This is a genomic window from Nocardia flavorosea NBRC 108225, assembly GCF_001613385.1.
Taxonomy (GTDB): domain Bacteria; phylum Actinomycetota; class Actinomycetes; order Mycobacteriales; family Mycobacteriaceae; genus Nocardia; species Nocardia flavorosea.
In genome coordinates this window covers 38,467-63,610 of the sequence record NZ_BDCG01000027.1, presented here as the reverse complement: position 1 = coordinate 63,610, position 25,144 = coordinate 38,467, and the positions used below count along the sequence as shown (strand labels likewise).

Annotated in this window: 22 protein-coding genes; 10 read left to right on the top strand and 12 right to left on the bottom strand. The window is 68.0% G+C overall.

Annotated features, from left to right (window positions below; genetic code table 11):
• The first annotated feature begins 83 nt into the window (after positions 1-83).
• The 4 genes from NFL01S_RS31950 (at position 84) to NFL01S_RS31935 (ending at position 4,271) form a co-directional block, all read left to right on the top strand.
• Positions 84-1,289 (top strand): amidohydrolase family protein, encoded by a 1,206-nt coding sequence (locus NFL01S_RS31950; RefSeq protein WP_062980058.1) that lies wholly within the window; start codon positions 84-86, stop codon positions 1,287-1,289.
• Between the two features lie 52 nt (positions 1,290-1,341).
• The gene (locus tag NFL01S_RS31945) at positions 1,342-2,466 is read left to right on the top strand and encodes a serine hydrolase domain-containing protein (RefSeq protein ID WP_084493434.1); all 1,125 of its coding nucleotides are present in this window, start codon (positions 1,342-1,344) and stop codon (positions 2,464-2,466) included.
• A 78-nt stretch (positions 2,467-2,544) separates the two neighbouring features.
• Complete coding sequence (locus NFL01S_RS31940; protein WP_062980057.1) at positions 2,545-3,453, top strand: enoyl-CoA hydratase; 909 nt, start codon at positions 2,545-2,547, stop codon at positions 3,451-3,453.
• 65 nt (positions 3,454-3,518) lie between these two features.
• Complete coding sequence (locus NFL01S_RS31935; RefSeq protein WP_062980056.1) at positions 3,519-4,271, top strand: SDR family NAD(P)-dependent oxidoreductase; 753 nt, start codon at positions 3,519-3,521, stop codon at positions 4,269-4,271.
• 128 nt (positions 4,272-4,399) lie between these two features.
• Here NFL01S_RS31935 and NFL01S_RS31930 read toward each other — a convergent pair whose 3' ends face one another.
• From NFL01S_RS31930 to NFL01S_RS31900, 7 genes are all read right to left on the bottom strand, one after another.
• A complete protein-coding gene (locus NFL01S_RS31930; protein ID WP_062980055.1) occupies positions 4,400-4,918 on the bottom strand; it encodes a MaoC family dehydratase in 519 nt (172 codons plus the stop codon).
• A gap of 35 nt (positions 4,919-4,953) precedes the next feature.
• Complete coding sequence (locus NFL01S_RS31925) at positions 4,954-6,147, bottom strand: thiolase family protein (RefSeq protein ID WP_063916116.1); 1,194 nt, start codon at positions 6,145-6,147, stop codon at positions 4,954-4,956.
• Positions 6,144-6,599, bottom strand: a complete 456-nt coding sequence (locus NFL01S_RS31920; protein WP_063916113.1) for a Zn-ribbon domain-containing OB-fold protein — start codon at positions 6,597-6,599, stop codon at positions 6,144-6,146. Before NFL01S_RS31920 ends, NFL01S_RS31925 begins: the two co-directional genes overlap by 4 nt.
• Positions 6,600-6,601: 2 nt before the next feature.
• Positions 6,602-7,759, bottom strand: coding sequence for an acyl-CoA dehydrogenase family protein (locus NFL01S_RS31915; protein ID WP_062980053.1), 1,158 nt, complete (start codon positions 7,757-7,759; stop codon positions 6,602-6,604).
• Positions 7,756-8,973, bottom strand: coding sequence for an acyl-CoA dehydrogenase family protein (locus tag NFL01S_RS31910; RefSeq protein ID WP_062980052.1), 1,218 nt, complete (start codon positions 8,971-8,973; stop codon positions 7,756-7,758). Before NFL01S_RS31910 ends, NFL01S_RS31915 begins: the two co-directional genes overlap by 4 nt.
• A gap of 149 nt (positions 8,974-9,122) precedes the next feature.
• Positions 9,123-10,661 (bottom strand): AMP-binding protein, encoded by a 1,539-nt coding sequence (locus NFL01S_RS31905; RefSeq protein ID WP_062980051.1) that lies wholly within the window; start codon positions 10,659-10,661, stop codon positions 9,123-9,125.
• 144 nt (positions 10,662-10,805) lie between these two features.
• On the bottom strand, positions 10,806-12,386 hold the full coding sequence (locus tag NFL01S_RS31900) for a class I adenylate-forming enzyme family protein (protein WP_062980050.1): 1,581 nt from the start codon (positions 12,384-12,386) through the stop codon (positions 10,806-10,808).
• A 101-nt stretch (positions 12,387-12,487) separates the two neighbouring features.
• Here NFL01S_RS31900 and NFL01S_RS31895 point away from each other — a divergent pair, with 101 nt between their 5' ends.
• On the top strand, positions 12,488-13,684 hold the full coding sequence (locus NFL01S_RS31895; protein WP_084493431.1) for an MFS transporter: 1,197 nt from the start codon (positions 12,488-12,490) through the stop codon (positions 13,682-13,684).
• Between the two features lie 11 nt (positions 13,685-13,695).
• Here NFL01S_RS31895 and NFL01S_RS31890 read toward each other — a convergent pair whose 3' ends face one another.
• From NFL01S_RS31890 to NFL01S_RS31880, 3 genes are read right to left on the bottom strand one after another with little or no spacing between them, the layout of a single operon-like run.
• The gene (locus tag NFL01S_RS31890) at positions 13,696-14,553 is read right to left on the bottom strand and encodes a PaaI family thioesterase (protein WP_062980048.1); all 858 of its coding nucleotides are present in this window, start codon (positions 14,551-14,553) and stop codon (positions 13,696-13,698) included.
• A 4-nt stretch (positions 14,554-14,557) separates the two neighbouring features.
• Complete coding sequence (locus NFL01S_RS31885; protein WP_062980047.1) at positions 14,558-15,310, bottom strand: SDR family NAD(P)-dependent oxidoreductase; 753 nt, start codon at positions 15,308-15,310, stop codon at positions 14,558-14,560.
• Positions 15,303-16,673: an MFS transporter gene (locus tag NFL01S_RS31880; protein ID WP_245670978.1), complete on the bottom strand. Its 1,371-nt coding sequence runs from the start codon at positions 16,671-16,673 to the stop codon at positions 15,303-15,305. Before NFL01S_RS31880 ends, NFL01S_RS31885 begins: the two co-directional genes overlap by 8 nt.
• 288 nt (positions 16,674-16,961) lie before the next feature.
• On the opposite strand from NFL01S_RS31880, the gene NFL01S_RS31875 reads away from it, so the two are divergent.
• The 3 genes from NFL01S_RS31875 to NFL01S_RS31865 are packed head-to-tail and all read left to right on the top strand — an operon-like array spanning position 16,962 to position 20,192.
• Complete coding sequence (locus NFL01S_RS31875; protein WP_062980046.1) at positions 16,962-17,726, top strand: crotonase/enoyl-CoA hydratase family protein; 765 nt, start codon at positions 16,962-16,964, stop codon at positions 17,724-17,726.
• Between the two features lie 24 nt (positions 17,727-17,750).
• A complete protein-coding gene (locus NFL01S_RS31870) occupies positions 17,751-18,500 on the top strand; it encodes an enoyl-CoA hydratase (RefSeq protein WP_062980045.1) in 750 nt (249 codons plus the stop codon).
• Positions 18,501-18,542: 42 nt separating this feature from the next.
• On the top strand, positions 18,543-20,192 hold the full coding sequence (locus NFL01S_RS31865; protein WP_210745251.1) for an AMP-binding protein: 1,650 nt from the start codon (positions 18,543-18,545) through the stop codon (positions 20,190-20,192).
• 47 nt (positions 20,193-20,239) lie between these two features.
• On the opposite strand, the gene NFL01S_RS31860 is transcribed toward NFL01S_RS31865, so the two are convergent.
• Positions 20,240-21,721 carry a class I adenylate-forming enzyme family protein gene (locus NFL01S_RS31860; RefSeq protein WP_062980044.1) on the bottom strand — a complete coding sequence of 494 codons (1,482 nt, stop codon included), beginning with the start codon at positions 21,719-21,721 and terminating at the stop codon, positions 20,240-20,242.
• A gap of 50 nt (positions 21,722-21,771) precedes the next feature.
• Entirely contained in the window at positions 21,772-22,992 is a 1,221-nt protein-coding gene (locus NFL01S_RS31855; protein WP_062980043.1) for an acyl-CoA dehydrogenase family protein, read from the bottom strand.
• Positions 22,993-23,177: 185 nt separating this feature from the next.
• Here NFL01S_RS31855 and NFL01S_RS31850 point away from each other — a divergent pair, with 185 nt between their 5' ends.
• Together NFL01S_RS31850 and NFL01S_RS31845 are read left to right on the top strand one after the other, a co-directional pair.
• Entirely contained in the window at positions 23,178-24,038 is an 861-nt protein-coding gene (locus NFL01S_RS31850) for an NUDIX hydrolase (protein WP_157117233.1), read from the top strand.
• A 322-nt stretch (positions 24,039-24,360) separates the two neighbouring features.
• A complete protein-coding gene (locus NFL01S_RS31845) occupies positions 24,361-24,996 on the top strand; it encodes a TetR/AcrR family transcriptional regulator (protein WP_168433971.1) in 636 nt (211 codons plus the stop codon).
• The last annotated feature ends 148 nt before the right edge of the window (positions 24,997-25,144 follow it).

The following is a 25,144-nucleotide window of genomic DNA, read 5'->3' as shown; positions in this document are numbered from 1 at the left end:
ATCATTAAGATAGAGTCTCTCATGTTGAGGCTGACCGGCATCACCCGATGCCGACGCGACCGACTGTGCGAAGGGATCTCACGATGGCACTGATCGAGAACTCGGTGGGGGAGCTTCCCTACAAGTTGCTGGACTTCGACCAGCATTCCGTCGAAGCAGATGACTGCTTCACCCGGTTCATGCCCAAGGGCAAGCTGGACACCGCGGTCCGGCCGATTCTCTCGGCGGATGGCAGCCGGAAGATCCTGCTGGCCAACGATCGGATCGTCACCGCGCTCGACCATGATCTGGACCAGGCGAACGTGCCGGGCTCGCTGGTCGAAATGCTGAAAGCACGCTCGTCCGGCGACGCGACCGATGCCGAGCGGTTCTACGAGCCGATCCAGAAGGAGTACCGGAACAAGGAAGACCGGCTCGTCCAGCTGACGGAGCAGCAGATCGAGCGGTCGATCATGTACCCGGGCGGCTGGGGACTGTTCGTGTGGGCGTATCTGAAGGGCGAGGCGCTCTTCGACAATCTCATCTCCTTCAACCGGTGGATCGATGAGGACTGGGGCTTCAACACCCAGGACAGGATCTACGCACCGGCTCTGCTGTCGCTGGACAACCTGGATCGGGCCTGCGAGGAGCTCGATCGGGTGCTCGCGGCCGGCGCCAAGTTCATCATGCTTCCGCCGGGACCGGTGAACGGCCGTTCGCCGGGCGATCCCTACTTCGACCCGTTCTGGGCCCGGGTCAACGAGGCGCGCGCGGTGATCTCCTTCCACATCACCGAATATCACTACCAGGAAAATGTTGCCCCCCATTGGGGTTGGGATGCGGTTGCGCCGTTCCAGTTCTCGGCCTGGCAGTGGCAGAACACCTACGGGGAGCGTCCGATCACGGACACGTTGTCGGCACTGATCTTCGACAATCTGTTCGGCCGTTTCCCGAATATCAAGGTGCTGGTCAGCGAGTACGGCGCGGAGTGGGCTCCGCATTTCATCCGGCATATGGACAAGAGCCGCGGGATGGCGCGCGCCGGCCGGTGGCTGGGCGGCCAGCTGACGGAACGGCCGAGTGCAATCTTCAAGCGCCATGTGCGGGTCGTGCCCTATCCCGAGGACGACACGGTGGACCTTGCCGATCGGCTGGGCGGAGTTGATGCCCTGGTCATGGGGTCGGACTGGCCGCACGCCGAAGGGCTGCGCGAGCCCGCCGACTTCTACGCGAAGGTCGAGGGGCTCGGTGAGGAAAAACGCAAGTGGTTCCTCCGCGACAACGGGCTCGAGCTCCTCGGCGCAAAGTAACGATCATGGTTCATCCGCAACCGGCCGGCCGGTGAAAGGGCGCGAACACCAGATGACAGGCAACGAAGCCGTCCCGTCGAGTCGAGAGATCGTCCCGGCCGAAGATGTCGGCATCGACCCCCACCGGCTCGACGTGCTGCTACGCCGGATACGACTCGAGGTGGAGCACGGCGCGCTCCCGTCGGCTCAGGTCGCCGTAGCCCGGGCCGGTCGGCTGGTTGCGAACGAGACGTGGGGTGCCGGGGCGCCCCGGTATCTCCTGCAGTCGGCCGGCCGGACCATCGTGGCGAGTGCCATCTGGAAGCTCGTCGGTGACGGCAAGCTCGACGTCTCCGAGCGGGTCGCGGATATCATTCCCGAATTCGGTACCAACGGAAAAGAAGTCGTCACTCTCGCGCATATGCTCACGCATACCGCGGGCCTCGCGTTCGCTCCGCTGGGCTATCCGAAGATGACCGACCGGGCGGCGCGCCTGGCCGCATTCGCCAAATGGCGGCTCGACAGCCCGCCCGGGGAAGTCCTGCAGTACCACTTGACCTCCAGCGCGTGGATCATCGCCGAGGTGGTCGAACGACGCACCGGACTGTCCCTTGCCGACTACCTGCGCCGGGAGATCGCCGAGCCCCTCGGCCTCGGCTTCGCCCTCGGGCTGACGGAGGAGGAGCAGATCGCGACCGTCGCCCCGATGGTGTGCATCGACGGTGACGGCTCCGACGTAGACCCGTGGGGGCCCTGGTTCTTCCGGGACCGCCGGGTGGTGGCGGCGGGCGAACCGGCGCATTCCGTATGTGCCGGCGCCGCCGATGTCGCGCTGCACTACCAGGCGCTGCTCCACTCACCGCTGTGGTCTCGTGCGGTGATCGAGGAGGCGACCCGGCCGCGGGTGACCGCGGTCCCGGCGGGCGACAAACTCTACGGCGGCGGGACGAAACCGGCCTCGGTCGGACTCTTCGTGAATGTCCGGGGTGACAATCCCGACGGGTGGATGCCGGCGACGGGCTCACCGGCCACCTTCGGGCACTCCGGGTCCGCGTATCAGATCGGATTCTGCGATCCGGTCAGCGGGATCTCGTTCTGTGTGCTGAGCAACGGCTATCCGCAGACCGGCTACGACCTCACGCCCCGGGGTTCGGCAATGTTGACCAACTGGTCGAATCTCGCGGCCGATCTGACCTGACGCATCACCGATCCAACCCTGCCCGAGGGCGCGCGGTCGAGTACGCCGGCGCCGACCGAGAGGAGTGGCCGCGAGGCCATGAACGCCGTGGACAAGTTCGAGTTCATTCGCTACGAAACGCTGGACGAGGGCCGGCTCGCCCGGATCACGCTGAACCGGCCGAAGGCACGCAATGCGCAGAACCGTGGCCTGCTGGTGGAATTGGACGAGGCGTTCGGTCTCGCCGAGGCCGACGACACCGTGCGCGTGGTAATCCTCGCGGGCGCGGGCACGGCCTTCTCCGCGGGCCACGATATGGGATCGGCGGTGCACCGGCAGGAGTCCGAACCGGGGCCGCATGCACACCCGTCGACCCGTGTCCACGGCGGCACCCGCGCGGGTGCGGTAGAACAGCAGATGTTGCAGGAATGGCAGCATTTCTTCGCCAACACGCGCAACTGGCGCAACTTGCGCAAGATCACCATCGCACAGGTCCAGGGCAATGTGCTCGCCGCCGGGCTGATGCTGATGTGGGCGTGCGATCTCATCGTCGCCGCCGAGGATGCCGTGTTCGCCGATGTCGTCGGGACCCGGCTGGGGATGTGCGGGGTGGAGTACTTCGCCCATCCCTGGGAGTTCGGTCCCCGCAAGGCGAAGGAACTGCTGCTCACCGGGGACGCGCTGGACGCCGAGGACGCGTATCGCCTGGGGATGGTCAGCAAGGTTTTCCCGCCCGACGAGCTCGGGGACCGGACCGTGGAATTCGCTCGCCGGATCGCCCAGCGTCCCACGATGACGGCGCTGCTGATCAAGGATTCGGTCAACCAGACGATGGACACGATGGGATTCAGCACCGCGTTGCAGAGCAATTTCTATCTTCATCAGCTGAATCACGCGCACTGGCGCGATGTGAACGGGGACGGTTACCCGGCGGCGAAACCGGGTGTGGACATTGCCGACTGGCGGACCGCGGGACCCCCACGGCTGGCGCGGCGCGATATTCCCTGAACGTGGTGCGCTCGGGCGCCCACTCATCTCATTTTTCCGAATTACGCTGATGAAACGAGGTAGATATGACGGGGACGCGACTTGCCGGACGGGCCGTGCTGGTCACCGGCGCCGGACAGGGGATCGGCCGCGGTATTGCCCTGGCGCTGGCGAAAGAGGGAGCGCAGGTCGCCCTCGCGGGACGGACCGAGAAGAAGTGCGCTGCCGTCGTCGCCGAGATCGAAGCCGTGGGCGGTACCGCGATATCGCTGGCCTGCGATGTGGCGCAGCGATCCGAGGTGGATCGGGCGGTCGAGGCCACGGTCGAACGTTTCGGGGGCTTGTACGGTCTGGTGAACAATGCCGTCGCCTCCGCTCAGCAGCCGATCGAGGAGATCACCGACGCGGACGTCGAACTCTCCTGGCGCTCGGGGGCGATGGGGACGCTGTATGCGATGCAGGCCGCGCTACCGCATCTGCGGGCCGGTGGTGGGGGGTCGATCGTCAATTTCGGTTCGAGCACCGCGGTGAAGGGCAATGGCACTTTCGGCGCCTACGCTATGGCGAAGGAAGCGATCCGCGGGCTTTCCCGGGTCGCCGCCCGCGAGTGGGGACGCTACAACATCCGGGTCAATGTGGTTGTGCCCGTGGCGATGTCACCTGCCTCCGAGGAATTCAGCCGGGACCATCCGGATCGATTCGCGGCGATGCAGAATTCGCTCGCGCTGCGGCGGGTCGGCGACTGTGAAACCGATCTCGGTCGCGGGGTCCTCGCGCTGATGTCGGACGATCTGTCGTACCTGACGGGCGATACGCTGATGCTGACCGGCGGGATGTGACGGACGGTCGGTAGCCGCCGGCAGCGGGTTTGCCGGCGGTGAGCCGAGCGGTGTTGTCACTGTGCACAAGCGGGCCGGTCCCGGTGCGTGTCTCTCGAGGAGACGCACCGGGACCGGCCCGATTCGGTTCAGTGGTGTGCTGCCTCGGGTTCGACGAAGTCGGCTCCCCGGATCAGTCGGACCGGGGTGAACACGAGCACCTCTTCGTCCCGCTGATTCCGCACACTGACATGGGCGGTGACCACGCCGCGGCCGGGCTTGCTGGACGCCCGTGATTCGGTGGTGCGAACCAGGGCATGCAGGGTGTCGCCGACATAGACCGGGCGCTTGACCGTCAGTTCCATGTGCATGAAGGCCAAGCCCGTTCCGTTGAGGACATTGGTCTGCAGGATCAGGCCCTCGGCGAGGCAGTAGATCATCGCGCCGGGGATCAGCCGGCCGGTGTAACCGCCGGCGGAGGCGTGCGAGTTGTCATAGAACAACGGCTCGTTGAACCCGCCCCAGGTGATGAACTGGATGAGGTCCGCCTCGGTGACCGTCCGGCGGGCGGTGCGGAAAATCGAGCCGGGGGTCATTTCCTCCCAGGTCTTACCGCGCACCAGCGGGTCGACCTCGGCGCTGGACAGTTGTTGTTCGATCACGGTCATGGGTCTCCGATTCTGGTTGATGTTTCGATGGTGGGTCAGCCGGGGAGGGGCGCCTCGCGGCGCAACACCACGCCTTGGGCGTTGAAGAAGAAGCCACCGGGCGTGAGCATGGCCGAGGCCGCGCCGTCGACCTGCCGGCTTCCGGCGTCGCCACGTAGTTGGACGACGGCCTCCCGGAGGTGTCCCGCGCCCTGTGAGCCGCCCTCGGACAGACTGCCGCCATGCGGATTCACCGGTACCCGTCCGCGCAGCAGGATCCGGTCCTCTCCGGTGTCCCAGTTGTCCCGCAGGAAGTCACCGGCCTCACCGTCCGCGCAGAACCCGTAGGACTCGAAGGCGCGCAGGGTGATGATCGAGAAGCCGTCGTAGGGGAGGAAGACGTCGACGTCGTCGATCCACAGATCACTGCGGGCACGCAATGCCGCGGCGGTCATCTGCTGACCGGTATCGCGCAGATCTGCGGTGAGATGTTCCTGGGGGTGTGCGGTCATTCCCATGGCGAGCGCATGCACCAGCACCGGGACCGTGGGCAGATCCGCTGCCAGATCCGCCGCCGTGATCACGAAGGCGTCCGCACCGTCGATCGGCACGTCCATGTCGTAGAGGCAGAGGGGTTCCCGGATCATCCGGGCGCCGAAGTAATCTTCGCGGCTCATCGGGGTCCGCATGACCGCGCCGGGATTGTCGGCGGCGTTGCGGCGGCCGTTGAGCGGGATCAACGAGAGATCCTCCCGGGTGCGGCCGAACTCGGTGAGATACCGCGAAGCCCACGCCGCGTAACCGGTCGACCCGAACATTCCCCACGGCTCGCTGTCGGTGTGCCCGTCACCGGTGGACGCGCGGCCGTCGGGCAACCCGAATGCCGCGCGCTCGCGGAACGGGCCGGCCCCCAGCCGATACATCGAGTGGTAGACGACCACCGCCCGGCAGGTCCCGGCGGCCACCGCGTGTACGGCACTCATCAGGGCGTTGACGATCGGCGGCTTCGCGGACGCCCAGAACGTGATATTCGGCAACCCCAGGGCCGAAACCACCGTAGCCGTATCGACTCCGCCCGTCATGACGCCGCTGCCGACGATGCCGTCGATGGCTTCGCGGGGCAATCCGGAATCGCGGATCGCCTCGACGACGGCATCGGTGACCATCGACAATTCGGTGGTGCCCCGGTCGCGTGCATAGGGCGAGCGGCCGATGCCGCTGATCGCCACGGTGTCCTTCAGCGCGGTCATCCTGCCACCGCCCGGAAAGCCGGCCACGGCGCGCCGTCGCGTTCGATCCAGGTCAGCTCCACCGGCTGACCGACCCGCTGCTGTTGCGGCGGGGTCTCGGCCAGGGTGGTCGCGATCCGCAGTCCGGGTTGTTCGGCGAGTTCCACCGCGGCCAGCGGCCACGGTGGTGAGTAGGGAACTCCTGGTGGGCCCTGATGGAGCAGCGTGAGCACGTGAACATGCCCGCGCCCGCTCACTTCCCGCGGTGCGCAGGCGGTGGACCAGCACGCGGGGCAGCGCGACCGCAGTGGTGTATGCCAGGCTCCGCATTCGTCGCAGTGCCCGGCGACCAGCCGGCGCTCGAGCAGGGCCGCGTAATAGGGGACGTTCACCTGGTCGAGCCGGATACCCGGATACGCCTCGAACACTGCGTCGAGTTCTGTCCGGTGTTGTTGCGAAGTAGAGGTTTCCACGTTCAGACACCCATCCGTTCGAGTAGTCGATGGTGCGCCGCGGTAGGGCCACCGAGAAGGTTCTGTGCCGCACGGGCGCGGCGGAAGTACAGATGCGCGGGGTGCTCCCAGGTGAAGCCAATACCGCCGTGCACCTGAATGGTCTCCGCGGCGATGTGCTCGAATGCCTCGGAGGCGGTGATATAAGCAGCGACCGCCGCAGACATGGAATCGGGCCGGTTCTCGGCGACTGCCGTGCACGCCGCCTCGGTGGCCGCGTCGGCCAGTTCCGCCCGCACCAGCATATCGGCGAGTTTGTGCTTGATCGCCTGGAACGATCCGATGGGCCGGCCGAACTGGACGCGTTCCTTCGCGTACGCCACGGAGATATCCAGACAGCGTCGCATACCCCCCGCCTGTTCCGCGGCGAGCGCGAGCGCGGTGAGATCTACCGCGCGCCGCAGGCCCTCGGCGGCACCGCCGGCCGCGCCGACGAGTACCGCGGGAGTGTCTGCGAGGTCCACCTCGCCGAGTGGCCGGGTGCCGTCGAGAGTCTCCAGGGTGCGGACCGCCAGGCCGTCGGCGCCGCGCTCGACGGCGAACAGACTCGGTCCTGCGGGCGTTCGCGCGGCCACCAGGAGAAGATCGGCCGTCCCGGCATGCGGTACGAACGACTTGGTTCCGCTGATCCGCCAGCCTCCTTCCCCGTCGGAGACCGCGGCGGTCTCGCAGGCCTCGGCATCCCAGTTGCCCGCCTCCTCGGCAACGGCGAGGGTCGCGATGGTGGTGCCGGCTCCGATCCCGGGCAGGTAACGGGCGCAGGCCGATTCGTCACCCGAGGCCAGCAGCGACTGTGCGGCCGATACCACCGAGGAGACGAACGGCGAGCACAGCAGCGCCGCGCCCATTTCCTCCAGGACCACGCGCAGCTCCGGGAAACCGAAACCGTCGCCGCCGAACTTCTCGGGGAGGGCGAGTTGCATGAGTCCGAGCTGCTCGGCCATCTGCGACCACACCTGCGGGTCGTAGCCGAGCCGGTCCGGGTCGTCGGCGATCTTGCGGACCGCTTCCTCGTCGGAGTGCTCGGTCAGGAACTCACGCACCATGACACGCAGGTCCGCCAGCTCCTCGGCTCCCGCCGTATTGGTTCCGACCGGTTCGCTCGCTCGATCGACGGTCATCGGGCGCCCTCCTTCGGCATGCCGAGTACGCGCTCGGCCAGGATGTTCTTCATGATCTCCTCGGTACCGCCGAGGATCCGCAGGGCCGGCGCGCTGAGTAGCAGGTCCGCCCAGGCGAAGGTGCCCCAGGCGCCGGTATCGGCGAGGATCCGCGGCCCGAGGGCATCGGCGGCGAACCGGGAGGCGCGGATCAGGTTCTGGGTCAGCGCCAGTTTCGAGATCGAGCCTTCCGGGCCCGGCGCACTACCCGCCCGCAGCCTGCGGGCGGCGCGTTCGTTGAGCGATTTGGCCGCATGCACGCTCGCGAGCAGGGATGCGAGGTCACGGCGCAGCGCGGCGTCGTCCTCCCGGGAAACGGCTCGCAGCAGTGCGGTGAGGCGGTCGGCGGTCAGCGCCGCGGCCGCCGGGCCGCCGGTCTCCCCGCCGACGGTCGCCCGCTCGTTCATCAGGGTGGTCAGCGCCACCTTCCAGCCTTCGTCGACAGCACCGAGCCGTTGCGTATCGGGAATCCGGACATCGGTCAGGAAGACCTCGTTGAACTCGGCGCCGCCGGTCATCTGACGCAGCGGGCGTACCTCCACCCCCGGTGTGTCCAGGTCCAGCAGGAAAGCGGTGATACCGCGATGTTTGGGCGCGTCGGGATCCGTCCGGCACAACAGCTCGCCGAACTGGGCATGCTGGGCCACGGAGGTCCAGACCTTCTGTCCGTTGATCACCCAGTGGTCGCCGTCGCGCACCGCCCGTGTCGTGACGCCCGCCAGGTCGGAACCGGCGGCCGGTTCACTGAACAGCTGGCACGCGATGACCTCACCGGAGTACATCTGCCGCAGGTACCGCTCGCGCTGTTGCGGTGTGCCATGCGTGAGGATGGTGGGCCCGATCATGCCCAGCCCGATCACATCCAGTACGCCGGTGTCGGGAACGTCGTACTCGGCCTCGACGGCATCGTAGGCGAGAGCGTGAACCTGACCGAGGTCTCGGCCGCCGAACTCGGCCGGCCCGGTGATCCAGCCGAAGCCGTTCTCGAAACGGGTACGTTGCCAGGCGCGGGCCGCGTCGACCGCGGCCGCCTCCTCCTCGGCCGGGAGCGTGCTGAAATAGCCGACGCGGTCACTGCCCTGCCCCCAGTGGAACTCCTCGGTGCTGCGCCGCCGCGCATGGGCGTCGAGGAATTCGTGCGCCTCGCGGGTGAAGTCGGCAAGGTCGGTCGCCACGGCGATCCTCCGTCTCTGTGGGATCGGTTCGAGATGAAATGCGAATGCTCGTCCGTCCGGGATATCACCGGATGACGGCCTGACGCACGCTGCGCGACCGGCTGCTTCGCAGACCGGTAGCGCAGCGTGGGGGATGGGTGCGGTGAGCGTTACACACGAATGACGTCCCCGCCGGGATATCCGCCGCCACCGAAGCGCTCATCCAGCGCCGAATAGTCCTTGTCCTCGCCGTTGCGGGGAATCTCGTCGACGAAAACAACGGATTTGGGCTTCTTGTACGAAGCAATGCGTTGTTTGCAGTGGGTGATCAGCTCGTCCTCGGTGACCGTGGCGCCCGGTTCCAGGACGACGACGGCCAGCACGGACTGGACGAAGCGTTCATCCGGTGTGCCGATCAGGGCGGCCTCACGCACGGCGGGGTGGGCCTCGAGGCACACCTCGACCTCTTTGGGGAAGATGTTCTCGGCGGCGGATTTGATCATCCGGGTGCTGGTGCCGACGAACTCGATGGTGCCGTCGGCTTCGCGGCGGCCCAAATCCGTTGTGCGCCACCAGCCGTCGCGCATACGCCGGGCGTTGGTCTCGGGCCGGTTCCAGTACCCGGCGTGCACGATCTCGCCGCCGATGGCGATCTCACCGACCTCGCCGACGCCGAGTTCGTTCCAGTCGTCGTCGAGGATCCGGACCCGCGAGAACGGACCGGGCCGGCCGGAGTTGCCCGTACCGTGTCCGCCGTGGCCGTTGAAGATCGCCAGCCCGGTGACCTCGGTCTGCCCGAAGCCGCCGGGGAACAGCCCCCAGAGTGCTTGCTCGGAACCGACGAGCCCCTCGCCCCAGAGTTGGCCGTAGACGCCGGCCTTCAGGCTCGTCAGATCGTGCCGGGCCGGATCGTACTTCTCCTTCATCTGGATGATCGTCGGTGGCATCAGGAAGGCGGCGGTGACCTTCTCCTTCGTCACGATATCGAGCAGTTCGTCCGCGTCGGCGCGGCGGACGAACACATTCGTCGCGCCCTGGACGAATGCCGCCATCGCCTCCCACTGGAAGTTGCCGATGTGGAACAGCGGTCCGGAGTTGAGGAATACCGAGTTGCTCGTGGTGGAGTTGAGATACGACGACTCGATGCCCATACAGACGAGATTGTGCTGGGTGATCATCGAGCCGTTGGGGTGCCCGTCGATCGCGGCGGTGTAGATGACCAGCAACGGCAGGTCGGCGTCGACGGGGCCCCAGATATCCGTTGCCGGCTGTGCCGCGAGAACCGTATCGACGTTGTCCGCGCCGGGCAGGTCGTGTTGCCACCAGACCGCGCCGCCATCGGAGATCTCCCGGGCCGCTCGGACGACCTCGCCGATCTCCTCGTCCTGCCAGATCACCACGGTTGGTGTGAAATCGTCGATGACGAAAGCCATCTCGTGGGCCGACATCCGCCAGTTCACCGGGCACACCATGGCGCCGAGCTTCGCGCAGGCGCCCAGCAGTTCGAACACCCGTGCCGAGGTCTGGCCCAGCCAGAGGACGCGGTGACCGTTCGCCACGCCCTGCGCGGCGAGGGCGTGTGCCAGACGGTTGACGCGGTCGTCGAATTCCGGCCAGGTGAGTCGGAGGTCGCCGTCGACGACCGCCGTCTTGTCCGGGTAGCTGCGACGGTGTTCGCGGATGACATCACCGATGGTGACGCGCTGCATGGGACCTCCTGGATTCACGTGCTCGCTGCAATGCTTGGGATCAATCAGTTCTATAATTATGCGACATCTTAGGCCAGTAAACCAGGTGGCGGATAGGTGCGCCGTTCGGGTTCGCCCGCGGTGGTGTCCTCGTGCCTCCGGTAGCTACCGGTCCTTGTCGAGCAGTTGCTGTGCCAGCAGTACCTTGCGCACCTTGCCCGACGGGGTCAGCGGAAATGTGTCGACGATGTGCCAGGCCCGCGGGACCTTGAACCCGGCGAGGCGTTCCCGGGCGAATTCTTCGAGGGCCGCGGGATCCGGTGCCGTGGCGACGGGGCGGATGAACGCGACCGGCACCTGGCCCCATTTCTCATCCGGCGCGGCGACGACGGCAGCTTCGGCAACCGCCGGGTGCTGGATGAGGGCCGCCTCCACCTCGGCGGGATAGATGTTCTCCCCACCGCGGATGATCAGCTCGCGCAGCCGGCCGCGGAGCCGGACGATGCCGTCGGCGTCCATCTCGGCGAGGTCGCCGGTGTGCAACCAGCCCTCTTCGTCCACCGCGGCCGAACGTTGGGTCTCGTCCTCGTGCCAGTACCTGCTCATGGTGAGCCTGCCGCGCAGGCACAGTTCGCCCGTTTCGCCCGGTCCGAGCGACTGCCCCGTACCGATATCGGCGATCCGGATCTCGCGGTGCGGGTTGACTCTGCCGATCGTCGCGGCCTTGACCCACGCGGGATCTCCCGCATTCGTCTGCAGTGACGAGGGGGCCTCGGACTGCCCGTAGCCGTTGAGTATCTCGACGCCGAATGCCCGCTCGACCCGGCTGATCAACTCGGGAGCCGAGTCGGAGCCGCCGAGCATCATCCACTTCAGCCGGGGCAGATCGGGTGAATCACCGCAGGCCTCGAGCATCGAGATGAACATCGTGGGTACGCCGCCGAAGTAGGTGACCTCCGCGCGCCGGAGCAGGGCCAGGGTGCCCGCAGGATCGAAACTCGGCAGCACCACGAACGCCGAACCGCGCAGCAGTGCGGCGGAACTGGTGCACACCGACCCGCCCACGTGATGGAAGGGCAGGGGGGAGCAGACGATCTCGTCCTCGTCGAGGCCCATGGCCAGATGTGACAGCGGTCCGACGTTGGCGCCGATGAGGTGGGTGAGCACCGCGCCCTTCGGTGCGCCGGTCGTCCCCGAGGTGTACTGGATCCGCAGTACGGCCTCCGGCGGCACATCGGGTAGTGCCGACGGTGTGATCCGGTCCCCGCGGGTGACCGCCTCTATCGGTAGTACGGCCGGAGGTGGGGTGATCGTCAGTGCCTCGGCGGACTCGAGCAGATTGTGGCCGCGCCACGGGGGCCCGGCCAGGACGACCCGTGCGCCGGCGTCGGTGACGATATGGGCGGCTTCGGCCCGGGTCAGCGCCGGGTTCATCGGCACCAGCGCCATGCCTGCCGCCGCGGCGCCGTATTCGGCCAATATCCAGTCGACAGAGTTGGCGGCCCACAACGCCACTCTGTCTCCCGGGTCGGCCAGCTGCTGGAGCCGGGCAGCGGTCGATTCGACTCGGTCGAGCATGGTGGCGAAGTCCAGGCGGTGCACCTTGCCGTCCTGTTCCCAGAGCAGGGCGGTGGCGTTTCCGCGGCGGCGGGCGGTTTCGGCGAACCGGGCTCCGACGGAGGTTTCGACGAGCGCCGGGCCTGTTCCCGCCCGGCCGTCGCGACTGTGAGACGAGACACTATTCACGGTTAATAGTTAACTATATTTCGAGAGATACGCCTAGTGTCGCGGTCGGATCGGGTGGAGTCGAGTCGAATTTGCCTTATTTCGGTAACTAGTATCACTTTATGAGCTGTGCTGTGGCGGTGCCCGCTTCCCGAGTCCGCACGGTCGGTCGTCTCGCAGTCGGTGTGGCATCGCTGGTGGTCGTGGTCGTGGTCGTGCCGAGCTACCTGACCGGGACACTGGCGGTCTCGATGGGCCCGGAGCTCGGCTTCACGCCCGCCGTCCTCGGAGTGCTGACGGCCCTGCGGTTCGTCGTCGCGGCGGCGGTCTCGGCGGTCGCGGGCCGTTGCGTCGAGAGGTTCGGCGCCACCGGCGGTATCCGCGTCGCGGTACTGACGGTCGCCGTTACCTCGATCGCTATCGGGGTGTTCGTGCGGGACCCGATCGTGTTCGCCGCGCTGTTCTGCCTCAACGGCGTCGCACTGGCGACAGTGCAGCCCGCCGTGGACCTGTGGGTGACACGGGCCGTCCCCGGCCGGCGGCAGGGGCTGGCATTCGGAGCCAAACAGGCCGCGGTGCCGACCGGCGCCCTCATCGCCGGTCTCACGGTGCCGGTGGCTGCCGCGGGCGCGGGCTGGCGGGTGGTCTGGATCGCCGCCGGGATGGCCGCAGTGCTGGTGGCGGCCTTTGTGCCATGGCGGGACGGGCCGAGAAATCCGGCTCCCGCGGGCTCGGCCGACGAGAGCCGGAACCGCGGTTCGGTCGCCGCGCTGGCGGTGCTGGCGGTGTCCTTCGGATTCGGAAGTGCCGCCATCGTCAATCTGACAACCTTCCTGGTCGTCTCGACGGTGCGGACCGGATTCGACGAGGGAACGGCCGGAATGGTTTTCGCGGTATCGAGTGCCGCCGGTATCGCCGCTCGGCTCGCCCTGGGCTACTGGGCCGACCGGATCAGGGGAGACCTGCTCACTGTGCTGGCCGGGGTGCAGCTGGCAGGTGCCGCGGCCTTTCTGCTGCTCGGCCTGGCGTCCGGGCCCGTCTACATTGCCGCAGCGCCGGTCGCTTTCGCCGTCGGGCTCGGGTGGCCCGGTCTGCTGCTGCTCGTCGTGGTGCGGGAGAACCGGCAGGCGCCGGGAGCGGCCACCGGATTCGTCAACACCGGCTCCTATCTCGGGTCGATCGCCGGCCCGGCAATCTTCGGTCTGCTCGCGACACGGATCGGATACTCCGCGGGCTGGCTGTTCACCGCCTGCTGTCTGATCGCTGCGGCCGCGACGGCGCTCGCCGGGCGCACGATGCTGCGGCGGCGGGCCGCGTAGCCGTCCGAGGGTTATCGCTCCGGGCCGTCGGTGGGTGCGAGAAATGCCACCGTGACATCGGCGAGCACGGCCGGTCTGCCGTCGGGCGCGGCGACCTCCCCGCGGGCCACCCCGGATGTCCGTCCACTGCGTATGCGGCGGCCGCGGATCTGCACCGGTTCGGGACCAGGGCCGGCGGCGCGCAGATAGTGGCAGTTCAGCGACAACACCTCCGGCGTGCGCACACCGTCATCGACGGCCGCTACGGCGGCAAGTTCCGCGAGCAGTGCGCCGAGTCCACCGTGCAGGGTTGCCGACCGGTTGTGGAACGGGGTGGGGTCGGCGAGCTCGAACGACGTACCGTCGAGGTCCCGGCGGAACCCGGCGAGGCCGAGCGCGCGGCCGAACGCGGTGCGTGTGGGATCGGCCGGGCAGGTGCCCGGCCCGCTGGATACGGGCGGCGCCGGGTCGAGGCCGGGCGGCGTGCCGGCGGGCGCTTCGCGTGGCCCACGGACTGCCCACCAGCTCGTGGCTCGCGCGAATTCGGTGTCCGAATCGTCCAGCACGCTCGCTGTCGCCAGTACGTAGTCGCCCCGCCGCGCGGTAGGGGCGGCCACGGCCCGGATCTGCCCGGCCGGGTGCGGGTGTCCGGTGACCTGCACACCGAGCATCGCCGTCGACAATGCGCGGTCGGGCTCCAGCGTGCCCACCGCCAATCCGGTGGCGGCATCACACAGCAGCGCGGCCAGTCCCGCGACCCCCGCTCCCGTCCAGTGCGGGCCGAGTTCCAGTGCGGTCTCGACCCGGCCGTCCGCTGTAGGCGCGGAGCGGATACCGAGCCGGGTCAATGCCGGGACCGGCGGCAGGGCGGTCCACCATTGTGTGATCACGTGATCAACCGCCCATGCCCAGGCCGCCGTCGACCGTGAGTACGGAACCGGTGCAATACCCGGCGTCGTTTCCTAGCAGGAAATCGACGGCAGCTGCCAGCTCGTCCGGGTTGCCCCGCCGGCCGACGGGGATCATTCCGAGAATGGCCTGCTGCGTTTTCTCCGGCATCGAGGCGGTCATATCGGTTTCGAACACTCCCGGCACCACGGTGTTCACCGTGATGCCGTGGCGGGCGGTCTCCCGGGCGAGCGACCGCGTCAGCCCGTGCAGTCCGGATTTCGCGGCGCCGTAGGCGGCCTCGCTGGGACTGCCCATGACGGCGGTGACCGAGCTGACGTTGACGATCCGCCCGTACCGCGCGGTGCGCATCAGCGGAATCGCGGTGCGGGACAAATGGAATGCCGCCGAGAGGTTCACCGCCACCACGCGCTCCCATTCGGAGATGCTCGTGTCCGACGAGCGGGATTCGAGCAGCAGGCCCGCGTTGTTCACCAGGTGATCGATGCGGCCGTACTCGGCGTGGACGTCTTCGACGAGCCGGACGCACGTCTCGGGATCGCCGATATCGGCCTGCACTGTCGTGACACCCTCCAGCTCTTCCCGCACGCGCTGCGCGGCGGCGGCATCGCCACGGTAGACGGCGACGACGCGGATCCCGCGGGCCGCGAGCCGCCTGCTGACGGCGGCACCGATGCCTCGGGTGCCTCCGGTCACCAGGGCGACGCGGGAGGTGTCGTGGTGTGGCTCGTCAGCCATCGATCGTTCCTTTCGCGGGTTGGGGTATGGGGGAGGCGGAAGCCGGGGTGACCGACCCCGTGACGGTGCGAGCATCGGGGATGAGGTCCTGGATCCGCGCCGATGCGGCTACCGCGATGATGCCGACGATCGATCCGGCGATCATCCAGAGAGCGGGTGCGACCGGCTGTCCGGACCAGAGCACCAGTTGCGCGGCGATGTACGGGGTGAACCCACCGCCGACGATGAGTCCGAGATTGTGCCCGATCGCCGTGCCCGTGTATCGCACCCGAGTCGGGAAGATACTGGTGTACAGCGAGAACCCGGCCACTGTCTGGATCCCGTTGAGCACCATGATGACAAGGTAGGCCCCGCCGATCGTGAGGGTATCCGAGGTGGACTGCATGAGCAGGAACATCGGCAGGGCCAGGACAGCCATGGTGGCGGTGGCACAGATGCATACCGCACGCCGGCCGAAACGGTCGGTCAATATGCCACCGAGCGGCATTCCGATGACGCACGACACTGCGATGACGATCGCCGAGAGGGTCGAGGCCATGGCGGTGGAGAAGCCGTGGACGTCACGCAGGAATCCGGCGACGTAGGTCAGTCCGACGTATCCGGTGGTGTTCAGCGCGAACGCGAGCACCGTGACGACAACAAGCGCGGCCTTGTGATCCTTCAGCACCTCCCGGACCGGTCGGCGTCCCTCTGTGGTCTGCCGGTCCACCCGTTCGAACTCGGGACTTTCCTCGAGGCCCACCCGCACCAGCAGGCAGATCACCGTGAGCGGCAGGCAGAGCAGAAATGGGATACGCCAGCCCCAGGCCTCCATCGCGTCCTGCCCGACGAAGTACGCGGTGGCTCCGACGACACCGGTGGCCAGTGCGAATCCGAAACTCGAGCCGGCCGGGGTCAGCGAGGACATCAGCCCGCGCCGGCGCGGCGTCGCGGATTCGGCGACGAGCGTGAGCGCTCCCACCAGCTCACCGCCTGCGGAGAATCCCTGGAGCAGCCGGAGCAGCACCAGGAGGATGGGGGCGAGGATCCCGATGGAGGCGTAGGTGGGGAGCAGGCCGATCACCACGGAGGCGAATCCCATGAGGAGCACCGTCGCGGTGAGTGCGGTCCGGCGGCCGGCCCGGTCGCCGATCCAGCCGAAGGCGATCCCGCCGAGTGGCCGCACCAGGTAGGCCGACGCGAAAACCAGCAGCGCACCCAGGGTGGCAACTGCCGGATTTCCCGCCGGAAAGAACGACGGCGCGAAGATAGCGGCGAGGAAGGCATAGACGCTGAAGTCGTAGTACTCGACGAGCGTGCCGAGCATTCCGGCAAGGGACGCGCGCCGGGCCTGCCGGCGTGGTGGTGAGGGGGGCGCGCTCACGGGGGGTCCGGGGGAGTTTCGAACGGCATGGGGTACCTCCGACGCTGGAAGTTGGACCGAGAACCGCGGAACGCGCCACGCGGCGCATCCGCCGCGGGAAGTCTCGTGTGATGCGTCCCACTCTTGGGCGCAATGAGTAAACTGTATAAGCGGCTTGCTGGGCGGTCAATGGCGGAAAGCCGGGACGGCTGCGGTGATAGCAGATAAATTATCTATCGGTTAAGGTTTCTTCTGTTGAGAGATTCGCCGCACATCGGCCGAATCCGCTGAGAAGGGACGGGCGAGACAGTGCCGGACGAGGTTCTCACCGAACGCACGGGCAATATCCTGATCATCACCTTGAACCGGCCCGATGTCCGCAACGCGGTGAACGAGGCTGCCGCGCACGCGGTGGCCGCCGCGGTCGACCGGCTCGACGAGGATCCCTCGCTGGTCCTCGGCATCATCACCGGGGCCGGCGGGACATTCTGTGCCGGAATGGATCTGAAGGCTTTCCTGAACGGTGAGATCCCACGAATCGAAGGGCGCGGGCTGGCCGGTATCGCGATCACCCCGCCGCGGAAGCCGATGATCGCGGCCGTCGAGGGGCATGCCGTCGCGGGCGGCTGCGAGATCGCCTTGGCCTGCGACCTGATCGTCTCGGCACGGGACGCGCGATTCGGGCTGCCCGAGGTCAAGCGGTCTCTGGTTGCGGCCGGCGGTGGACTGCTGCGGTTGCCCGAGCGCATCCCCGCCGGCATCGCGATGGAGTATGCCCTCACCGGCCGATCCTTCGGGGCCGAAGATGCCGCCCGGTGGGGGCTGGTGAATCGGCTGACCGAACCCGGTGGTGCGCTCGCCGCGGCGCGCGAACTCGCGGCGGAGATTGCCGCCAACGGCCCGCTGGCCGTTGAGGCCAGCAAAGCAGTACTCGTCGCGGCACGGAACTGGTCCGGCGCCGAACGCTGGGAGCGGCAACGGGAAATCGCCGACCCGGTGCTGTTCTCGGCGGACGCGAAGGAAGGCGCTCGAGCCTTCGCGGAAAAGCGGTCGCCGGTGTGGCAGGGCCGGTGAAACCCGATCGATCAGGAGGATTACATGGCAACGACCGATGATGTAGTGGTCTACAGCGAGTCCGCTGGGGTGGCGACCATAATGCTCAACCGGCCGTCCGCCCGTAACGCGATCAATTCGGAGCTGGCGGCCGCCCTCACCGCCTGCCTGAGCCGGGCGCAGGCCACGGAGTCGGTTCGCGCTATTTTGCTGACCGCCGCGGGCCCGGCCTTCTGCGCCGGTCTCGATCTCAAGGAGTTCACCCGGACGGGACGTCCACCGGTAGGTGCGACGGCCGTGATCACCGGCATCGCGGAGTCGGCCAAGCCCACGATCGGGGCGATCGACGGTCCGGTCGCGACCGGCGGCCTCGAACTCGTGCTGGGCCTGAATCTGCTCATCGCCTCCGACCGGGCACGATTCGCCGACACCCATGCGAAGGTGGGGATCCTGCCGGGCGGTGGGATGAGTGTGCGGCTACCGCGGGCGGTGGGATGGCGGCTCGCCCTCGATATGTCGCTGACCGGGCGGGTGCTCGACGCCGACGAGGCGTTGCGCAATGGGCTGGTGTCCCGAGTCGTCCCGCATGAGGATCTGCCGGCGGTGGCCCGCGGGATCGCCGAGACCATTGCCGCGCACGACCCGTATGTGGTGCGGGAATTGCTTGCGCTGTACCGGTACAGCGCGGAGCACACCCTGCCGGAGGCGCTGACCCATGAATTCGCCGAACGGGAGGCACGCCGCGCCGCGCGGGGTCAGCTGGTACCCCGGTCGGAAATCGGAACATCGCGCTGAGACGCACCGCGGCCACCGGCTCGTCAAGGGAGTAATGAACAGATGCCCGATCACACCTCGGCGACGGATCCCTGGTGGTACATCCCGGAAGAACTGCGGATCCGCTACGACCTCCGGTGCCGGAACATTCCGAATGCCTTGCGGCAGACCGCTGCGTCCTACCCGGACGGGACGGCGCTAGTCGGTGAGGACGGTCGCCGCACCTTCGCCGAACTCGACGATGAGATGCTGCTCGCCGTGCGCGCTGTGCAGGCGCTGGGTGTGCGCCCGGGTGACCGGGTCGCGATCTGGGCTCCCAACTGCGGCCGCTGGATTCTCGCGGCCCTCGGCGCCCTGGGTGCCGGTGCGGTCCTCGTACCGATGAACACCCGCTTCAAGGGCGAAGAGGCGGCCTACATCCTCCGCAAGAGCGGCGCCCGGCTGCTGTTCGTCGCCGACGATTTCCTCGGCAACGACTACCTCGAGATGCTGCGCCGCGCGGACCCGGACAGCGCGGTGCTGCGCCCCCGGGCGACGGTGCTGCTCACCGGAACCGCAGGCGACGGCCGGATCGGCTGGGGCGAATTCCTCGCCGGTGGCGCGGCATTGCCGGTCGAGCAGGCGGTGGCGGCCATCGACGCGATCGGGCCGGATTCGGTGTCCGACATCATGTTCACCTCGGGGACCACGGGTCACCCGAAAGGTGTCGTGCTCACGCACGGGCAGTCGCTGCGGTCCCATGGCTACTACTCGAAGCTGATGGGATTCCGCCGCGCGGACCGCTACCTGATCATCCCGCCGTTCTTCCACTGCTTCGGATACAAGGCCGGGTGGATGGCGTGCCTGGTACACGGGGTCACCATCCTGCCGCAGGCCACCCTCGACGTCGACGAAGTGATGCGGCGTATCGAACAGGAACGTGTGTCGATCCTGTACGGGCCGCCGACGGTGTTCCAGGCCATCTTGGACTCGCCGCGGCGGCCGGAATTCGATCTCTCCTCCATCCGTAACGTCATGGCTTCCTCGACGGTCGTGGCGCCGGAGCTCGCGTCCCGGATCCGGGACGAGCTGCGGCCCGAGGGGATATGGAGCGGCTACGGGCTGACCGAGGCATCCGCGCTGGTGACGACATCGGTCCCGTCCGACAGCCTCGACCACATCGTGCACACGGTCGGCCGACCGGCCTGGGAGGTCGAGGTTCGGCTCGTGGACGGCGACGGGGCCGACGTCGCGCCCGGTGAGCCCGGGGAACTCTGGGTGCGTGGATACAACGTCACCTCCGGCTACTGGGAGGACCCGGAACGCACGAGCGAGGCGATCGACTCCGACGGCTGGTTGCATACGGGTGATGTCGCCGTACGCGACCAGGACGGCTACTTCCGGATCACCGATCGGATCAAGGACATGATTCTCGTCGGCGGGTTCAATGTGTACCCGGCGGAGGTGGAACGCATTCTGGGGCACCATCCGGACGTGGAGTCGATCGCCGTGGTGGGTGCGCCGGACGCGCGGCTGGGCGAAGTTCCGGTCGCCTATGTGGTGGTCCGGGACGGGGCGACGTTGACCGAGCAGGAGTTCCTGTCCTGGTCGGCCGAGCGTATCGCCAACTTCAAACGCCCGCGCCGGATGATCGCCCTCGATGCGCTCCCACGCAACTCCAGCATGAAGGTCCTCAAGAACGTGCTGCGGGATCGGGCCGCCGCGCTCGACTGAGGCAGGCCCCCGGGCTCCGGGCCCGGGGGCTCAGCGTCCCGGGGAGATCAGCCGGCGACCTCTGCTGCGGCGCGTTCCGCGAGGACCCGGCGCAGGATTTTACCGTTCGGGTTACGGGGCATATCCGCGATGAACTCCCAGGCGACCGGCACCTTGAATCCGGCCAGCCGGGCCCGGGTGTAGGCCCGCAGCGTCTCCGGGTCGGGTTCGGCATCGTCGGCGACGATATACGCCTTGATCGTTTCGCCGAGCCGCCGATCCGGCACACCGACGACAATCGCCTCGCGCACCTGTGGGTGCGTGAGCAGGACTTGTTCGACCTCGAGCGGGTAAACGTTCTCGCCGCCCCGGATGATCTTGTCGCCGCGGCGTCCGACGAGATACAGGTATCCGTCATCGTCGATCCGGCCGAGATCGCCGGTGCGTTGCCAGCCCTGGGTGTCGACGAGGAACGAGTGTGGACACTTGGCCCACACCTCGCCGACGCCCTCCTCGTCCGGTTCGTGGATCCGCAGCTCCACCCCCGGCGCCGCGCGGCCCACCGACTTCAGCAGCTCCGGCCGGGCGCCGGCGGCCAGCCGGTGATCCTCGGGGGTGAGCACGGCGACCGGTGAACCCTCGGTCTGACCGAAAAGATTGACGAACTCCGCGTCGGGCATCACGAGCTGGATCCGTCGCATCGTTTCCGGATGGATCGGGGCGCCGCCGTAGCCGAGCACCCGCAGACTGCTCGACGCCAGGGCGTCCGCCGACAGCAGCATCTCGAAAACCGGGGGAATGGTGACCGCGTGGGTGGGCCGCGCGGCATCGAGCGCCTTCCACGCCTCCACCGAGAACGCCGGGAACACCGCCAGCGATACCCCGTTACCGAGTGCCACCGCGATATTGCCGAGGCCGCCGACATGGTGGAACAGCGAGGTCGTGACGACGCGATCTCCCGGTCGGAGACCGAGGAGGTAACCGTTGACGTCGGCCCGCCGCCCGAGCGCGAAGTCGGCGACCCCGACGCGTTTGGGAAGCCCGGTCGTCCCCGAAGTATGCATCGCCAGCACGACCCGGTCCGGGTCGGTATTCGGCTCCAGCCGGCCGTTCCCGGCGAGCTCTCCGTCGATCACGATGACGCGCTTGCCGGTTTCCGCGCCGAGGCGGGTGGCGAGTTCGGCGTAATCGGGTTCGGTGACCAGCAGATCACCGGTCAGCCGGTTCAAGCAGGCAAGCAGTTCGGGCTCGGTCATCCGGGGCGCCAGCGGAGCCAGCGGGCGGTTGGTAATGGCGCCTGCGACCAGTAGGGCGATCGAGTTCGGGCGGGTGGTCAGCAGGGCCGGCACCAGGTCGCCGGGTGTGGGCGACTCCCGCAGCAGCAGTTCCGCGCCGCCGCTGATCATGGTGCTGAACCTGGCTCGCGACCAGGTGCGGGGACCATCCGGGGTCGCCTCGACCAGTGCGGTCCGCTCCGGATCCTGCCGGAGGTGGCCCAGCACGCGCTGCGTCCAGGTCTGGAGTGGGGAAGGCTGGTAATCCTCGTACATGAATTCTCCGGATTCGGCGACAGGATGGCGAAAATGCCTGCGGGGCTTGATCAGACGGGCCGGGGCTCTTTCGGCAGGCCCAGTACGGATTCGGCCAGGATGTTGCGCTGAATTTCCGAGGTACCGGCGTAGATGGTGCCGGATATCGCGATCATCCAGGTGCCGACCCAGGACCCCGATGAGTTCGGGGCATCGGGATCGTCCGCGCGGTAGTGCCGGATCGGCCGGCGGCCCGTGGGCGCCAGTGCTTCGGCGCCGAGCAGATCCACCGCGAGATCGGTTGTCTTGCGGTGATGCTCGCTCCAGTACAGTTTCGAAATCGACGCGTCGCGACCCGGAGTCTTGCCGGCGAGCCAACCGGTCAGGGTTTGCATACCCAGATAGCGCATGATCTGGGCGCGGGTATAGGCGCGGGCGAGATCGTCGCGGACGGCACCGTCGCGGGCGTGGCCGCGTTCCTTCGCCAGGGCGATGAGCCGATCGACCTCGGCCTGGAAGTAGATCGGGTTGGTGGCTGCCTCGTCGCCGCGCTCGAGCCCGAGCAGGGCCATCGCCGCCGTCCAACCCTCGCCGGGGCCGATCACCACGTTCTCCCGGGCCGTGCGGGCACCGTCGAAGTAGACCTCGTTGAAGTTGTCACCCCCGCTGAGCATGGAGATCGGCCGGACCGTGATACCGGGCTGGTCCATCGGCACCAGCAGCATGGTGATACCCCGGTGCCGGGAAGCGTCCGGATCGCTGCGCACCAGGACGAAAATCCAGTTCGCGGTGCGCGCATCCGAGGTCCAGATCTTCTGCCCGTCGATGACCCAGGTGTCGTCCTCCAGCCGCGCGCGGGTCCGCAGACCCGCCAGGTCGGAGCCGGCGCCGGGTTCGGAAAAGCCCTGGCACCACCGGTCCTCGCCGCTCACGATCCGCGGCAGGAAGCGCCGCTGCTGCTCCTCGGTGCCATAGCGCAGTAGCAGATTGCCGATCATCTTGATCGAGAACACGTCGTTCTTGCCGTTCAGCGGCACACCCGCGGCGGCGAACTCTTCGGCCAGCACCACCTGCTGCAGCCGACTGAGGCCGGCTCCGCCGTACTCGCGGGGCCAGCTGGGCGTGAGGTATCCGGATTCGGCGAGCCGGGTACGCCACCACGCGGTGAACGCACGCGCCTCCTCTTCGTCCAGGTGGCCGAGTCCGCGCCATCCTTCGGGGAGTTCGCGCTCCAGGAAGGCGCGTACCTCTGTGCGGAAATCGGCTACGTCCGGTGGATAGTCGATGTTCATGCCGGACCGGCCCCGCCGGGATGTGTCGTGGACAATTACGGCCCCTTTCGGCGTGATAGAGCTGCGCCGAAGCGCCAACGTCTAGTATAGATGTATCATATAACTATTTGCCGTCGGTGTTCGGCGATTCGTTGATTCGAACCGGGCTACTCCGCGCGGCCCGGACGACGTGGAGCGGGTGCTACATGACGAAGACGGATGGATCTGCGACGAGTGAGCGGGCGGATTCTCTGCGCCCGCTCTCCCCGCGCGGCGTGAAACAGCTGGCCGAGTTCGACGGCAACGCGGTCCGGCCACGGGACGCGGCGACCGTTGTGCTGCTGCGAGATTCACCGCGAGGTGTCGAGACACTCTTCCTTCGGCGCCAGTCCACCATGGCCTTCGCCGCCGGGATGCACGTCTTTCCCGGCGGCGGTGTGCAGGGCTCGGATACCGAGCCGGGCATCCCGTGGGTAGGCCCGTCCGCGCAGGAATGGGCGGACATCCTGGGCTGCCCGGCCGAGCTCGCCGGTGCCCTGGTCGTCGCGGCGGTCCGGGAGACTTTCGAAGAGACCGGTGTCTTGTTCGCCGGCCCGGACGGCGGCACCGTCGTCGCGGATACATCGACGGCGGACCTCCGGGAGGCCCGCGCCGATCTGGAGGCGAAACGCCTGTCGCTGCGGGAATTCCTCCTGGCGCGCGGACTCGTGCTGCGGGCCGATCTGCTGTATGCCTGGGCGCACTGGATCACCCCCGCGCAGGAGCCACGCCGTTTCGATACCCGCTTCTTCGTCGCGGCGCTGCCGGACGGCCAGCGGGTGGGCGCGGTGCCCCGCGAGGCGGATCGCACGCTCTGGCTACCGGTCCGGGCCGCGGCCGATGCGGCCCGCGCCGGTGAGCTCGAGATGATGGCCCCGACCAGTCATACCTGCCGGAGCCTCGACGGTCTCGCCGAGGTCGCCGAACTGGCGGCAGCGGCGGTCCGGCCGCTGGTGACGATCGAGCCGAAAGTCGTCGAGATCGCCGGCCGGTATTACCTGGACTACCCACCGCCGAACGAGTTCTGATCGGGCCCGGAAACCGCGCGCCCGGGGAGCGGTGCCGACCGTACTCGGTGGGTCCGGCGCCGACCCTGCATCGGACGCCGCCGCCCGCCCAACGAGTTCTGATCCGGGCCCGCGCGGAAACCGAGTGGGCCGGGGAGGCGGTGATCGCGGTGGATCACCGGGACCCAGGTACCGCCCGGGAACCGCGTGGGAAGAGGCGGTGCCGGCCACGCTAGGTGACTCCGGCGCCGAGCGGCTAGCGGATGCAGGAGGCGTCTGGTCTGCGGGCATTGCCGACCAGGACTGTAGGCTGTGCGGGCTCATCCGGTGAATGGTGTGGGAGGTGGGGGAGACGGCAACCCGCAGGAGCAGCGCGCAGGTGCGGGAGGCCGCGTTGGTCGCGGCCGGCGCGGTATTCGCCGAGCGAGGCTTCGCCGGTGCCCGGACCCGGGAGATCGCGCAGCGCGCCGGTCTGACCGAGAAGACGCTGTTCCGGCACTTCCCCTCGAAGGTGGATCTGTTCCACGCCGCGGTATTCGAGCCGTTTCGCAAGGTCGCCGAGGCGTTCCTCGCCGAGTTCGAACGCCGCGCGCAACTGAACCTCGACGGCGAGACGCTCGCCTACGACTATGTGTCGGGTCTGTACCGCTTTCTCCGGGACAACCGCGCGAACATCCTGACTCTGCTCGCGGCATACGCGCACGATCCGGAGGTCTTCGGCGTGCGCCGGCCGGGCTCGCTGGGGCAGATGCTGGACGAACTGATGGCGGCCGTGGAGCAGGGAGTCGCCGAACGCGGGCGCAGTGCGGTGCGGCCCCGGTCGGTGGTACGGCTGACCTTCGGGATGGTGTTGTCCGCCGCCGTCACGAACCCGCTGCTCTTGGGCGAGGACGAGGACGACGAGCCCGAGGTGATCGGCGAGCTGGTCGAGTACGTCATCGCGGGTGTGCTACACCGTGAACCCCGGTGCGGAACGTAACTCCTGCGCCGGGGAACCGGTGACCGGCCCTCGTGATCTGCCGGTGCCGCGGTGGGCTGTCTCGTGGACGACTCCACCGCGTGACCCGCTGCGCCTGTCCGCCGGCGGGTGTCCGAACCGCGTGTGCGGGCGGGTCGGTCAGGGCGTG